This window comes from Mycobacterium sp., from assembly GCF_049281135.1.
Taxonomy (GTDB): Bacteria; Actinomycetota; Actinomycetes; order Mycobacteriales; family Mycobacteriaceae; genus Mycobacterium.
On record NZ_JBAPRN010000047.1, the window covers coordinates 13755 to 27488 of the forward strand.

At 65.9% G+C, this 13734-nt stretch carries 14 protein-coding genes; 7 read left to right on the forward strand and 7 right to left on the reverse strand.

The features are described from left to right. The first annotated feature begins 20 nt into the window (after positions 1–20). From WAN02_RS01845 to WAN02_RS01860, 4 genes are read left to right on the forward strand one after another with little or no spacing between them, the layout of a single operon-like run. Complete coding sequence (locus WAN02_RS01845) at positions 21–383, forward strand: TetR/AcrR family transcriptional regulator (RefSeq protein ID WP_422262296.1); 363 nt, start codon at positions 21–23, stop codon at positions 381–383. 57 nt (positions 384–440) lie between these two features. Further along, positions 441–737, forward strand: coding sequence for a hypothetical protein (locus WAN02_RS01850; protein ID WP_422262298.1), 297 nt, complete (start codon positions 441–443; stop codon positions 735–737). Next, positions 730–1509, forward strand: a complete 780-nt coding sequence (locus tag WAN02_RS01855) for a class I SAM-dependent methyltransferase (RefSeq protein ID WP_422262300.1) — start codon at positions 730–732, stop codon at positions 1507–1509. Before WAN02_RS01850 ends, WAN02_RS01855 begins: the two co-directional genes overlap by 8 nt. After that, positions 1506–2612 carry an amidohydrolase family protein gene (locus WAN02_RS01860; protein WP_422262302.1) on the forward strand — a complete coding sequence of 369 codons (1107 nt, stop codon included), beginning with the start codon at positions 1506–1508 and terminating at the stop codon, positions 2610–2612. Before WAN02_RS01855 ends, WAN02_RS01860 begins: the two co-directional genes overlap by 4 nt. A gap of 11 nt (positions 2613–2623) precedes the next feature. Here WAN02_RS01860 and WAN02_RS01865 read toward each other — a convergent pair whose 3' ends face one another. The 7 genes from WAN02_RS01865 to aceE form a co-directional block, all read right to left on the reverse strand. Next, positions 2624–4045, reverse strand: a complete 1422-nt coding sequence (locus WAN02_RS01865; protein ID WP_422262304.1) for an acyl-CoA carboxylase subunit beta — start codon at positions 4043–4045, stop codon at positions 2624–2626. A 40-nt stretch (positions 4046–4085) separates the two neighbouring features. Then, complete coding sequence (gene kasB / locus WAN02_RS01870; protein ID WP_422262306.1) at positions 4086–5354, reverse strand: 3-oxoacyl-ACP synthase KasB; 1269 nt, start codon at positions 5352–5354, stop codon at positions 4086–4088. Positions 5355–5436: 82 nt separating this feature from the next. Then, entirely contained in the window at positions 5437–6687 is a 1251-nt protein-coding gene (gene kasA, locus WAN02_RS01875; protein ID WP_422262308.1) for a 3-oxoacyl-ACP synthase KasA, read from the reverse strand. Further along, entirely contained in the window at positions 6684–7007 is a 324-nt protein-coding gene (gene acpM / locus WAN02_RS01880; protein ID WP_422262310.1) for a meromycolate extension acyl carrier protein AcpM, read from the reverse strand. Before acpM ends, kasA begins: the two co-directional genes overlap by 4 nt. Positions 7008–7119: 112 nt before the next feature. Next, positions 7120–8043: an ACP S-malonyltransferase gene (locus WAN02_RS01885; protein WP_422262312.1), complete on the reverse strand. Its 924-nt coding sequence runs from the start codon at positions 8041–8043 to the stop codon at positions 7120–7122. A 128-nt stretch (positions 8044–8171) separates the two neighbouring features. After that, positions 8172–9470 carry a PucR family transcriptional regulator gene (locus WAN02_RS01890; protein ID WP_422262314.1) on the reverse strand — a complete coding sequence of 433 codons (1299 nt, stop codon included), beginning with the start codon at positions 9468–9470 and terminating at the stop codon, positions 8172–8174. A gap of 50 nt (positions 9471–9520) precedes the next feature. Next, on the reverse strand, positions 9521–12313 hold the full coding sequence (aceE, locus tag WAN02_RS01895) for a pyruvate dehydrogenase (acetyl-transferring), homodimeric type (protein ID WP_422262316.1): 2793 nt from the start codon (positions 12311–12313) through the stop codon (positions 9521–9523). Between the two features lie 185 nt (positions 12314–12498). Between aceE and WAN02_RS01900 the strand changes: the two genes are divergently transcribed. The 3 genes from WAN02_RS01900 to WAN02_RS01910 all read left to right on the forward strand — a co-directional run. After that, positions 12499–13071, forward strand: coding sequence for a hypothetical protein (locus WAN02_RS01900; RefSeq protein WP_422262318.1), 573 nt, complete (start codon positions 12499–12501; stop codon positions 13069–13071). A gap of 99 nt (positions 13072–13170) precedes the next feature. Beyond that, positions 13171–13593, forward strand: a complete 423-nt coding sequence (locus WAN02_RS01905; RefSeq protein ID WP_422262320.1) for a DUF3052 domain-containing protein — start codon at positions 13171–13173, stop codon at positions 13591–13593. After that, on the forward strand, positions 13593–13734 hold a 142-nt coding region (locus tag WAN02_RS01910; RefSeq protein WP_422262324.1), incomplete at its 3' end, for a redoxin domain-containing protein. The genes WAN02_RS01905 and WAN02_RS01910, both read left to right, overlap by 1 nt.

Sequence of the window (13734 nt, forward strand, 5' to 3'; positions counted from 1 at the left end):
GTCATACACTGACCGCTGTGGTGGCGGAACGTTCCCGCGGTGGCCGGCGAGAAAGGGCGGATCGGATCCTCGATACCGCTCGAGAGTTGTTGCTGTCCTGGGGTTATCGACGGGTGACGATCGATGAACTGGCTCGTCGGGCGGGTGTTGGCAAGGGCACCGTCTACCTGCACTGGCGCTCTCGCGAGGAAGTGTTCCACGCGGTCAGCGCCCGCGAAGCCGCGGCGATGGCGGACGCGATTGTGCAGGCGGTCCGTGATGATCCTGCCGAGGTTGCGCTACACCGTTATCTGCGCCGGCTGTTCGTCGAGGCGATGAACCGACCAGTGTTGCGCGCGCTCTACACCCGCGACGCCGACACGCTCGACACATTCCTCACCTAGACACATCATCATCACCTCGAGGAGAGCAAGCTCGGAGTCAACCGCGACTATCTAGGTGTGCTGGCCGCGGAGGGCATGCTGCGACCGGGTTTGCGGCTGAACGATCTCGATTACACCTTGCCCACCATCGTGTTCGGTTTCTTTGCGGCGGAGCCGTTTCTGCCGCCGTCTCTCGGGCTGACCCTCGACCAGAAGGCCGATCAACTCGCCGACACGGTACGCCGGGCTTTCGGGCCGACCGATGTACCGAGCAGTGCCGCCATCAAACGCGCTGCAGCGAAATCCATTCCGATTTTAGGGCGAATTGCTCGAGACCACCGCACGGCTACCTATGGAGGCGATCCGAATGACTGAGTTGACAACCGAGCTCATCCGCCCGCGTGGTCGGTATGGAGTGGACGGGGATTACCGGCTGATTCCGGCGCCGGTCATTTTCGGCAGCTATCTGTTGCTATGCCTTGCCGCAGTGGTTTTCGCGGGCAAGTTGCTGGTGAGCGGACGAACCCTGTTCGGTCTCGGCGTCGCCGTGGTTGCTTTCCTACTGATCAGCGTGGTCGTCAGCATCCGACGGTTCAGCCGGCGAGGGAAGTTCGAAGTCTGGGCACGCCTACTCACCCGGATCGGACTGCGTGGCGACGAACGTGTGCTTGACCTCGGCTGCGGGCGTGGCGCGGTCTTGCTCACGGCGGCCAAGCTGGTTCCGCGCGGAAGTGCTGTGGGAGTCGACATCTGGCGGGCCGACCAGACTGGGAACTCGCCGCAGGCCACTCTGGCTAACGCTGATGCGGAGGGCGTCGCGGACCGGGTCGAATTGCACACCGCCGACATGACCGATCTTGCGTTTCCCACCGACTGCTTCGACCTTGTCGTCAGCAACCTCGCGATCCACAATCTGCCCGACAACGACGCGCGGCGGTCCGCCATCGACGAGGCAGTGCGCGTGCTGCGGCCCGGCGGCCATGTCGTGATCGCCGACCTTGCTTTCACCCGCCAGTATGCGACCTGGCTGCAGGAATGCGGCATGGTGAGCGTCGAGCGGCAAGACCTCGGCTGGCGGGCGTGGTGGGGCGTTCCGTTCATCCGCGCCCACGCCGTCACCGCAACCAAGCCAACGTCGCTGCGGTGAGTACAAGTTCGGCCATCCGAACGGTCGCGCTGGAAGAAGCATTCCTGCACCCGCGGGTGTGGGACCTGTTCCCCGCGGCGCTACAGCAGAAGTATCAGCCGGTACGCGCCCGGCTCAGCGATGTCGGCTCTGCCCGTATTCGCGAGATGGACGCGGCCGGGATCGATGTGCAGGTGCTCTCACACGTCCAGCCGGGGGTGCAGATGCTTGCCGACGACCAAGTCGATCTGGCGGTCTCCGTCTGCCGCGAAGTCAACGACTGGCTGGCCGAAGTCATTGCGGCCCAACCAGCCCGATTCGCGGGCTTTGCCATGCTGCCCACCCAGTCACCCGCTCACGCCGCCGACGAGCTGGAGCGAGCGGTTCACCGACTCGGCTTCAAGGGCGCGTTGATCAACGGACACACCAACGGCCGCTACCTCGATGACCCGTCGTTCGACGTGCTGCTCGCGCGGGCCGAGTCGTTGGGTGTTCCGATCTACATTCATCCGACCGATCCGCCGCCGGCGGTATCCGATACCTATTACGCGCCGTTCGACTCCGCACTGGTGCCCACCTGGGGCTGGCCGGTGGAAACCGGCACGCATCTGTTGCGGTTGATCTGCGCCGGCGCGTTCGACCGGCATCCGGATCTGAAGATCGTCGTCGGACACATGGGCGAGCTGCTGCCGTTCTGCTTTACCCGGCTCAATGCCGGATTGACGATGGCCGGTTGGCTGTCGGCAGCCGGGTCCGAGCAGCCGCTGATGCGCAACAACGTCGGTTATTACTTGCGCAACAACGTGTTCATCACCAGCAGTGGGGTTTTCGACGTGCCGGTGTTCGATTGCGCCCGCGCGATGCTGGGTCTCGACAATCTGATGTTCTCGGTCGATTACCCGTTCCAGGACAACTTCGCCGCAATGGAATTCCTCGACCGATGTGACCTGGCCACCGATGAGAAGGAACGCTTTGCGCATCGCACCGCGGACACGCTGCTGAAGCTCGATGGCGACGAGCAGGACCGTAGCCGGCGGGTCGCAGTCGGCGATGCCTGGTACCGGCTCACCAGCCGGGCCAAGTCAAAGGTCGGCAGGGCGTTGATCTCCGCCCTGGTCAAGTAAGAGGTACCCGGTTACAGCGGGATGTTCTTGTGCCGCCCGCGCCGAGCCGGTGCCTCGGCCAGCGCCTCGGTGATCCGGCCGCGAGTGTGGGCGGGGTCGATCTTCTCGTCGACGACGCCGATCTCGATGGCGTTGTCCACGCCGCCGGCGATCCGCTCGTGCTCGGCGGCCAGCTCGTCGTGCAGCGCGTCGCGCTCATGGTCAGCCGCGGCGGCCAGCTTCTTCTTGTGCAGAATGCCGACAGCGGCCTTGGCGCCCATCACGGCGACCTCGGCGTCCGGCCAGGCGAACACCTTGGTTGCGCCCAGCGAGCGGGAGTTCATCGCAATGTAGGCCCCGCCGTAGATCTTTCGGGTGACCAGCGTGACCCGCGGAACGGTGGCCTCACCGAACGCGTGCAGGAGTTTGGCACCGCGGCGCACCACGCCACCCCATTCTTGGTCGACGCCGGGCAGGTAGCCGGGCACGTCGACGATCACGATCAGGGGGATGCCGAACGCGTCGCACAGTCGCACGAAACGTGCTGCCTTCTCGGCACTTTCCGAGTTGAGGCAGCCGCCGAGGCGCAGCGGGTTGTTGGCGAGCACGCCGACCGAGCGGCCCGACAAGCGGCCTAGGCCGACCACCATTGACGGCGCCCACTTGGCCTGGAACTCCTCAAACGGCGCGTCGTCGTCGAGCAGTGCGGTGACGAGCGGGTGTACGTCATAGGCCCGACGTGGCGATTCCGGCAGCAGCGCGTGCAGGTCGCTCTCGTGCGCCTCAGCCTTGCTGCGGTCGAAATGGCCCTGCTGGCAGAATAATCCGACCAGGCGGCGACCACGCTCGTAAGCGTCGGCCTCGTCGTCGGCGACGATGTGGCAGACTCCGGACTTCTTGTGGTGCGTGTCCGGGCCGCCAAGCGAGGCCATGTCCACGTCTTCACCGGTGACGCTGCGCACGACGTCGGGCCCGGTGACAAACACCCGACCCTCCGGCGCCATGATGACGACGTCGGTCAGCGCCGGCCCGTAGGCCGCGCCGCCGGCGGCGAAACCGACCACCACCGAGATCTGGGGGACGTATCCGGACGCGCGGATCATCGCCTCGAATACCAGCCCGACGGCGTGCAATGCCTTCACACCCTCGGCCAGCCGCGCACCGCCTGAATGCCAGATGCCCACAATCGGGCTCTGCTCTTCGATGGCGGTGTCGTAGGCGTTGACGATGTGCGTGCAGCCCTCGAGCCCCATAGCCCCGCCCATCACGGTGCCGTCGGTGGCAAATGCGATGGTGCGCAAGCCGTTAACGGTTCCGCCCGCGGCGAGCACGCCGGAGCGGTCGCGCTCGTGCAGCAGCTCGATGCTGCCGTCGTCGAAGAACCTGCTCAGCCGCAGCAGTGGATCGCGCGGGTCGAGCGACTCATCGATTGCCTCAGGGGCCAGGGTCGTCATCGCAATTCTCCTCGTCTGATTGCTGTTCGGGGATGCGGGGTTAGTAGCGGCCAAAGGTCAACGCCACGTTGTGCCCGCCGAACCCGAAAGAGTTGTTGATCGCGTACTTGTAGTCGCCGGGTCGCGGCTGGCCTGCCACCACGTCCAGGTCGACCTCAGGGTCCAGGTTCTTAAGGTTCAGCGTGGGCGGAATGACCTGGTCGCGCAGTGCCATGACGGTCAGGATCGACTCGACGGCGCCGACCGCGCCGACCGAGTGGCCGAGCGCGGACTTCGGTGCGTACACCGCCGCGTTGCCGCCGTGCGGGCCCAGCGCGTTGTTGATGGCCTTGCCCTCGGCCAGGTCACCAACCGAGGTGCCGGTGGCGTGGGCGTTGACGTGGCTGATGTCGGCCGGGGTGAGGCCGGCGAGCTGGATCGCCCGTGTCATCGCGTGCCCGGCACGCTCGCCGTTGGGGTCCGGCGCCACCATGTGGAAGCCGTCCGAGGTGACGCTGGCCCCCATGATCCGGGCCAGGATGTTGGCCCCGCGCGCCTTGGCGTGCTCCTCGGTCTCGATCACCATCAACGCGGCCGCCTCGCCGAACACAAACCCGCTGCGGTCTTTGTCGAACGGGCGACAGGCGCCGGCTGGGTCATCGTTCTTGGTGGACAACACAATGCGCATCTGGGCGAACCCGGCGATGGGCACCGCCTCGATCCTGGTCTCGACGCCACCACAGATCGCGATGTCGGCCTCGCCCAGCGCGATCTGCTGCCAGGCACGGGCGATGCTTTCCGAACCGGAGGCGCACGCCGACACCGAGGTCATCACCCCGGCTTTGGCATGCCGTTCCAACCCGACCGCGGCCGCCGCGCCGTTGGGCATGTACATCTGGATGACCAGCGGCGAAACCGCCCGCAGGCCCTTTTCTCGCATGCCGTCGTAGGCGAAGACCAACTCCTCGCTGGAGCCCATGCCGGTGCCGACGGACACCAGCAGCCGGTTGGTATCCACCTCCGGCGACCCGGCGTTCTCCCACACCCGCCGGCTCAGCACGGTGGCCATCTTCTGCAGATAGCCCATCCGGCGGTTCTCGACCCGGTTTAGTTGCTCGTCGAACTCCTCGAGCAGATGCCCACCGATGCGCACCGGTAGGTCGAAGTCCTTGACGAACGGGTCCTCGAGGGTACGGATGCCACTTTGCCCGTCCAGCAGCAACTTCCACGTGGTCTCGGCGTCGGTTGCCAGGGCAGTCGTCATGGCGACGCCGGTGACGACGATGTCGGGGAAACCGTTCCCCGTAGCCAACTTTGACGATGTGGTCATGGGCCCTACCAACGCGTCCTTCCTTATTTGTCCCGCTCCTCCTCGAGCCTTCTGCGGCCCGCATCGTCGCGAGACGCCTTGCTCAGTACCGCCCGAAAGCCAACGCGACGTTGTGTCCGCCGAAACCGAACGAATTGTTGATGGCGTACTGGTACTCGCCATAACGTGGCTCGCCCGCGACGACGTCGAGGTCGATCTCCGGATCGGGAGTGGTGTAGTTAAGTGTCGGCGGAATAACGCCATCTCGCAGCGCAAGCACCGTGAGGATCGATTCCAGCGCGCCGACAGAGCCGATGGAGTGGCCCAGCGCCCCCTTGGGCGCGTAGACCGCAGCCTGTTCGCATCCGGCGACCCGGATGGCGTTGGCCTCGGCCGTGTCGCCGATCGGTGTGGCGGTCGCGTGCGCGTTGACGTGGTCGATGTCGCTGGGTGAGATACCCGCCAGCTCAAGCGCACGGGTGATCGCCCGACCGGCACGAACGCCGTCGGCGGCCGGAGCCACCATGTGAAACGCGTCGGACGTGATGCCGGCACCCATCAACCGGGCCAGCGGCTTGGCGCCGCGGGCCTTGGCGTGTTCCTCGGTCTCGATGATCATCATCGCGCCGGCCTCGCCGAACACGAAGCCGTCACGGTCCTTGTCGAACGGGCGGGACGCCGCTTCGGGATCGTCGTTGCGGGTCGACATGGCCCGCATCATCGAGAACGCCGCGATGGGCAGTGCCTCGATGTTGCCCTCGACGCCGCCGCAGACGGCAAAGTCCGCGTCACCCATGACGATTTGCCGCCACGCGTGGGCGATGGCCTCCGAACCCGACGAGCAGGCCGACACCGGGGTCATCACTCCGGCGCGGGCACCCAACTGCAGACCAACGACGGCCGCAGCGCCGTTCGGCATGATCATCTGCACGGCCAGTGGCGACACCTTGCGGGGGCCGCCCTCGTTCATCAGGTCGTAGCTCTCGACGATCTTTTCGGCACCGCCCAGGCCTGTGCCGACCACGACCGTGAACCGGTCCGGGTCGACTTCGGGGCTGCCGGCGTTCTCCCACAACTGGCCGCTGAGGTGCTTGGCCATCCGCTGGACGTAGGACATCCTGCGCAGGTCGAGTCGACCCATGTGGTCGTCGGGGGATTCCTTGAGGTGCCCGCCGATCTTGACCGGCAGATCCCACTTCGTGACGAACTCGTCTTCGAGCACGCGGATGCCGCTTTCGCCGGCCAGGAGACCCTTCCACGTGCCTTCGACGTCCGGCGAGATCGAAGTCGTCGCCGTGACGGCGGTTACCACAACATTGGGGTAACCGCCGTTAGCAGTGGAAGGTTTGGTCACTTGCTGTCAGCTTCCTGCTTCGCGGGGTCCGCATCGAACTTCGCGCGCAGCGCCTGGGCGGCCTCGGGGTTTTCTTCCTCGAGCTTCTGGATGTAGTTGACGACGTCACCGACGGTGCGCAGACCGGCGAGGTCCTCGTCGGGGATCTTCACGCCGTACTTGTCCTCGGTCTGCACGGCGATCTCCACCATCGACAGCGAGTCGATGTCCAGGTCGTCGACGAACGACTTCTCCGGGGTGATCTCCGACGGCTCGATACCGGTGACCTCTTCGATGATCTCGGCGATACCGGCGATGATTTCTTCCTGGCTGACGGACACGATGTGTTTCCCTTCGTAATGTGTTGTGTACTGCTGACTTAACGTGCGGTATGCGGTTGTAGTAACGAACATGTTCGACTTTTTCTTTGGGTAGCCTTGCCGCCCAGTGGGTTTACAGCTCCGTCAAACCGTCCAGGTCTACGGGGGTCTTGACGGCACGCACCGGTACCCCGCGGAGTTCACGTTTGGCGATGCCCGACAGAGCCCCCGCCGGTGGGAACTCGACGATCGCCGTGACGCTGCGCTGACGCAGAGTTTCGGAGCACAGGTCCCAGCGCACCGGCCGGGTCAACTGTGCGACAAGCTTTTCCATCGCATCGGCGGCCGAGCTCACCGGCTGGCCGTCGCGGTTGGACAACAGAACATCGGTCGGCTCGGAGGTCGCCACGTTCTGCACCGCGGCGGCGTAACCGTCGAGGGCCGAGGCCATGAACTCGGTGTGGAAGGCGCCGGCGACGCCCAAAGCGCGAACCCGGGCCTTCTCTGGCGGGTCTTCGGCGAGCTTCTCCAGCGCGCTCAGCCGGCCGGCGGCGACGATCTGGCCCGTGGCGTTGCGGTTGGCCGCGACCAGGTCGAGGTGTTCGAGCCGCGCGAGCACCTCGGTCTCGTCGCCGCCGAGAACGGCGGACATGCCGGTCGGCTCGTTGGCGCAGGCCTTGGCCATCTCCGCACCGCGGGTGGCGGCCAGCGCGACGGCGTCATCGGCGGAGATCACTCCGGCGATCGCGTAGGCGGCGATTTCACCGACCGAGTGGCCGGCGACGACAAGTTCTTCCCCGGCGAGCCCGTCGCCGGCACGCAGTCCCCGCGTTGTCAGCTCCTGGTGCGCAAGCAGTGTGGCGGCGACGATCAAGGGCTGGGCGATCGCGGTGTTGGTGATTTCCTCGGTCGAGGCAGTGGTGCCCAGCCGGGACAGGTCCAGTCCGCTGGCCATCGACCACGACGTCAGCCGTTCTGCGGCGCCGGGCAGATCCAGCCACGGCGACAGCATCCCCTCGGTCTGCGACCCTTGTCCGGGCGCAAGCAATGCAATCACATTCTTAAGGGAACACTGTGAAGGCGTCTTTGGGCGGTGTAACAGATTATGAACCTTGTCTTATGTTTTTGTGGAAACCCCACAAAACAGCACGCGATGCGACGTGTTTGAGATCGCACCGCAATCTGTCATCCGGCTTCGGCGGTCCCGGAAGGCGCGACCAGCTCCTTTTCCACTGTTGGCGTGACAGGCATCACTATGTTGCTAGCAGCGCTGGACTGCTGGGCCTGGTATGTCAGGTGGCCCACGGTCGCGGCCACCCGGAGGACGTAAGCGTCACGCGGCAGGGTGGGGTCGCGTCCGGTGAAGTCGGCGATCCGGCGCAGTCGGTAGCGCACGGTGTTTGGATGAACGAACAACTTGCGGGCGCAGGCCTCGATCGCTCCGCCGCAGTCGAGGTAGGCATCCAGGGTCTCGGTGAGGGTGGGACCGGCGTCGGCGAGCGGCCGCATCACGTCGGTGTGCAACGCCGCGATGGCCGATGCGTCGCCCATCAGAGCCCGCTCGGGCAGCAGCTCGCGGGCCAGGACCGGCCGCGGTGCGCCCCGCCAGCCGGTCACGGCGTTCATCCCGGAGATCGCCTCGCTGGCGCTGTGATAGGCCGCGGTCAGCATCGGCGCCGTCGGGCCGATCACCACCGGGCCATCCGAGAACGCGCCCAGCAGGTCCCCGAACACCTTCTCGGTCTGCGTCAACTGGCCGGACACGATCGCCACCAGGTATGTCCCGTGCACGTCAATGAGCGCGGCGCGTCCATGACGTGCCGCGATATCCCGCACGTCTTGGCTGGCGCGATCTTCTCGGCCCGGTGGTGGAGTGCCCACCACCACCGTCGCCGGCGCGGTGGTATCCCAGTTCAGCGCGGCGGCCCGGGACAGCAGTTCAGGACCGGTGTCGCCGCGCACCACGGCGTCGACGACGCTGGCCTCCATTCGGCTGTCCCAGCTTCCGCGGGCCTCGGCCGCATCCGCGTAGGCAGTGGCCGCGCTGAAGGCCAGGTCGCGGCTGTACTTCATAATTCCCACCGTCAGCGCGGTCAGCTGTTCCTCATCGCGGGTCAGCACCGGAGCAACTTCTTCGAAGTACTCCATGGTGACCCGCAGCATGTCGACCGAGTGGCGCAAAGGCATCCGCCGGGTCAGATCCTGCGGCATCAGCTCGAAGGCCCGTGCGGTGTAGTTGACGTTGCTGTGCGGGTCGGTCATCCACTCGACGAAGCTCGCTACGGCGGTCTGCACGACCAGCGCCAGGCTGGCCCGCTGCGAGGCTTCCAGCTCGGCGAAGAACGGCAACCGCTCCTGCATTACCGTCACCGCCTGGGTGGAGAACCGACCGGAGTACTGCTTCAACCGCCGCAGCAGCGACTCCGGAACACTGTCCAGCAGTTCCAGCGTCGACCGCGGAGTCGCGAACTTCTTGTCGGGCACCCCTAAAAGCTACGCTGATTTTCTGGATGTTTCCGCTAAAGGCGCGCGGTTCAGGCGCCCGGTCCTGGGTCGGAGGTTTGCGCCGGCGCGGCTTGTACGTCGTCGATTCGGTATTGCCGTGCTGCCGCGATCGGTACTGATGGGTCGATGTGGCCGTCGCGTGCCAGGGCCTCGAGCACGGCGACGACTTGGGATTCGGCGTCGGTGTTGAAGTAGCGGCGCGCGGCTGGGCGGGTGTCGGAGAAGCCGAACCCGTCGGTGCCCAGCGTGAGGTAGCTGCCCGGGACCCATGGCCGGATCTGTTCGGGCACCGCGCGCATCCAGTCCGAGACCGCGATGAACGGGCCCGTCGATGTGGACAGGGCTCGCGTGAGGTAAGCCTCGCCGGGGGTCCGGTCCGGGTGGCGCAGCCGTTCGCGCTGAAGGGCGACGCCGTCGCGGTTGAGCTCGCTCCAACTGGTCACCGACCACACGTCGGCGGCGACGTCCCATTGGTCGGCCAGCATGTCGGATGCCCGCAACGCGGCGGGCATGGCGACACCGGAGGCCAGGATGGCGGCGGTGTTGGTGCGGGGTTCGGTGGCCGGCCGATAGCGGTAGATGCCGCGTAGGACGCCCTCGGGGTCGAAGTTGGCCGGCTCGGGTGGTTGCACGTAGGGCTCGTTGTAGATGGTCAGGTAGTAGAAGACGTTCTCGGCGTGCTCGCCGAACATCCGGGCCAGCCCGCCTTCGATGATGTGGGCGATCTCGAAGGCGAAGGCCGGGTCATAGGACAGCACAGCCGGATTGGTGGCGGCCAGCAACGGTGATTGGCCGTCGGCGTGCTGCAGGCCTTCACCGGTCAGCGTGGTGCGCCCGGCGGTAGCGCCGAGCAAAAAGCCGCGCGCCATCTGGTCGGCGGCGGCCCACAGGCCATCCCCGGTGCGCTGAAATCCGAACATCGAATAGAAGATGTAGATCGGGATCATCGGCTCGTTGTGCGTCGAATACGAGGTGCCCGCCGCGGTGAACGAGGCGACCGATCCGGCTTCGTTGATGCCCTCGTGCAGGATCTGGCCGATCTCGCTTTCCTTGTAGGCCAGCATGAGGTCGGCGTCGACGGCGGTGTAGAGCTGGCCGTTGCGGTTGTAGATCTTCAGCGACGGGAACCACGAGTCCATCCCGAACGTGCGTGCCTCGTCGGGGATGATCGGGACGATTCGCGGGCCAATTTCCTTGTCGCGCAACAGTTCTTTGAAGGTACGTACCGTGGCCATGGTGGTGGCCACTTCCTGGTTACCAGAGCCCTTCTTCAGCGCGCCGTAGGCCTCGCGACCGGGCAGCCGCAGCGTCTTGGTTTTGGTGCGCCGCTCGGGCACGAAACCGCCCAGTGCGTGGCGGCGCTCCAGCAGGTAGCGGATCTCGGGGGCTTCCGGTCCGGGGTGGTAGTACGGGGGCAGGTAGGGATCCTGCTCGATTTGGGCGTCGCTGATCGGGATCCGGATGGCGTCGCGGAAGTCCTTGAGGTCCTGCAGCGCAAGCTTTTTCATCTGATGCGTCGCGTTGCGGCCCTGGAAATGCGCGCCGAGTGAATAGCCCTTGATGGTCTTGGCCAGGATCACGGTCGGCTGACCGTGGTGATCGACGGCGGCCCGGTAGGCGGCATAAACCTTGCGATAGTCGTGACCACCTCGCTTGAGGTTCCAGATCTCGGCGTCGGTCATCTGCTCCACCAGCGCCTTGGTGCGCGGATCGCGCCCGAAGAAGTGATCCCGCACGTAGGCGCCGTCGTTGGCCTTGTAGGTCTGATAGTCACCATCAGGCGTCGAGTTCATCAAATTCACCAGCGCGCCGTCGCGGTCGGCGTGCAGCAGCGCATCCCACTCGCGACCCCACACCACCTTGATGACGTTCCAGCCCGCACCCCGGAAGAACGACTCCAACTCCTGAATGATCTTGCCGTTGCCGCGCACCGGGCCATCCAGGCGCTGCAGGTTGCAGTTGACGACGAAGGTCAGGTTGTCCAGGCCCTCCAGTGCGGCGACGTGGGCCAGGCCACGGCTTTCCGGCTCGTCCATCTCGCCGTCGCCCAGGAACGCCCACACGTGCTGATCGGAGGTGTCGGTGATGCCGCGGTCGTGCAGATAATGGTTGAACCGGGCCTGATAGATCGCGTTCATCGGGCCCAGCCCCATCGACACCGTGGGAAACTCCCAGAAGTCGGGCATCAGCCGCGGGTGCGGGTAGGACGGCAGCCCGCCGCCAGGATGGCTGTGTTCCTGCCGGAAACCGTCGAGTTGATCGGTGGACAACCGCCCCTCCAGAAACGCCCGAGCGTAAATGCCGGGGGAGGCGTGGCCCTGAATGAACACCTGGTCCCCACCGCCGGGATGCGATTTGCCGCGGAAGAAATGGTTGAAGCCGACCTCATAGAGCGCCGCCGACGATGCATAAGTCGAAATATGGCCGCCCACACCGACTCCCGGGCGCTGCGCCCGGTGCACCATGATGGCCGCGTTCCATCTGATCCAGGCCCGGTAGCGGCGTTCGACGTCCTCATCGCCAGGGAACCAGGGCTCCATCTCGGTCGGGATGGTGTTGACGTAGTCGGTTGATGTCAGCGACGGCAGGGCCACCCGCTGCTCGCCGGCCCGCTCCAGCAACCGCAGCATCAGATAACGCGCCCGCGACGGCCCCGAGCGCTCAAGCAGCTCATCGAAGGACTCCAGCCACTCGGCGGTCTCCTCCGGGTCGATGTCCGGGAGATAGGACGCAACACCTTCGCGAATCACCCGGACGCGGTCGGGTTCGCTTGTGCCGGTTGGATTCTTCGCCAGATCGTGGCGGACGAATTCGGTGGTCAACGCATTACTCCTTATTTGACGGCTGGTCGGCTTGTGGCTGATCGAGCCGTCGCGGATTGACGTCTTTGGTTGTGGTCGGTGCTGTGGCCCTTGTCGGGGTTGCTCCTATCGTGCCGCACCGGGTGTCACCCCGCGTAGTCCCCATGGAGGCTTGCCGTGGCCGCTACCCGGTAACGTCTCAACCTGTGCGGATCGGATCGATCAGATGGCCCGGCTGGGGCGGTGCTGCACGGGCGGCGGGCTCCGTCGCAGCCGTCCTGATCGCTGTTGTCGGGTGCACCACCGTCACCGACGGCACGCCGGGCGCCGACATGGCGATCGCGCCGGCTTATCGCGCATCGGTGTCCGCCTCGGTGTCGGCCTCGATCGCTACCTCCAGCGTCAGGGAGTCGCGGCGTCAGCAGCAGTTGACCACGCAGGCCGTGGTCAAGGTGTGCGAGTCGTTCGTCACCAGCAGCAAAGAGGCCGTCGACCGAGTGAACGACTTCGTCGCCGCCTACAACAAGGGCGGCGACACCTCAGCCGCCGAGCAGCCCGCGATCGATGCGCTCACGCACAGCGCCGACGCGGTCGAAGGCGACAGCAACGGCCCGCTGTCACAGCAACTGCGGGAGGCCCTGAACGCCTACGACGACGCCGCCCGCGGCGTGGCGAACGCGATCCGCGCGCATTCGGGCATCGACCAGTTCAATCAACGGGTCAATCTGCTCAACGACGCCAAGGGCGAAGCCGTCAAGCGTTGTCGGGCGTCCCTTTGAGTCGGCGGATGTGCAACGCTACGGGCTGTGCGACGATAAATTGCATCGCAGGGCGTGTTTCACGCTGGAATGGCTTGGAACTGACGAGGAGGTCGCACGGTGGTCGCGGCGGATGACGCCCCGGGTTATGCCGGCAAACTGGGCATTCAACGAGGGCAGGTTGTCCAGGAGTGGGGTTGGGACGAGGACACCGACGACGATATCCGCGCCGACGCGGAGGATGCGTGCGGTGGCGAGTTGCTCGACGAAGACACCGATGAGGTGGTCGACATCGTCTTGCTGTGGTGGCGCGACGGCGACGGCGACCTTGTCGACACCCTGATGGACGCCATCACGCCGTTGGCCGACGACGGCGTGATCTGGGTGCTCACACCCAAGACCGGCCGGCCGGGGCACGTGCTTCCCGCTGAGATCGCCGAGTCGGCGCCCACCGCGGGGCTGATGCCGACCTCGTCGGTCAACCTCGGCGACTGGAGCGGGAGCCGGTTGGTGCAACCGAAGTCGCGCGCCGCGCGGCGCTGATGCTTCCCGTCGGCGTGAGCGCACCGGACTTCACGCTGCACGACCAGAACCGACAGCCGGTCACCCTCAGCGACTTCCGCGACGCCAAAGACGTGCTGCTGGTGTTCTTTCCGCTGGCCTTCACCGGCATCTGCCAAGGCG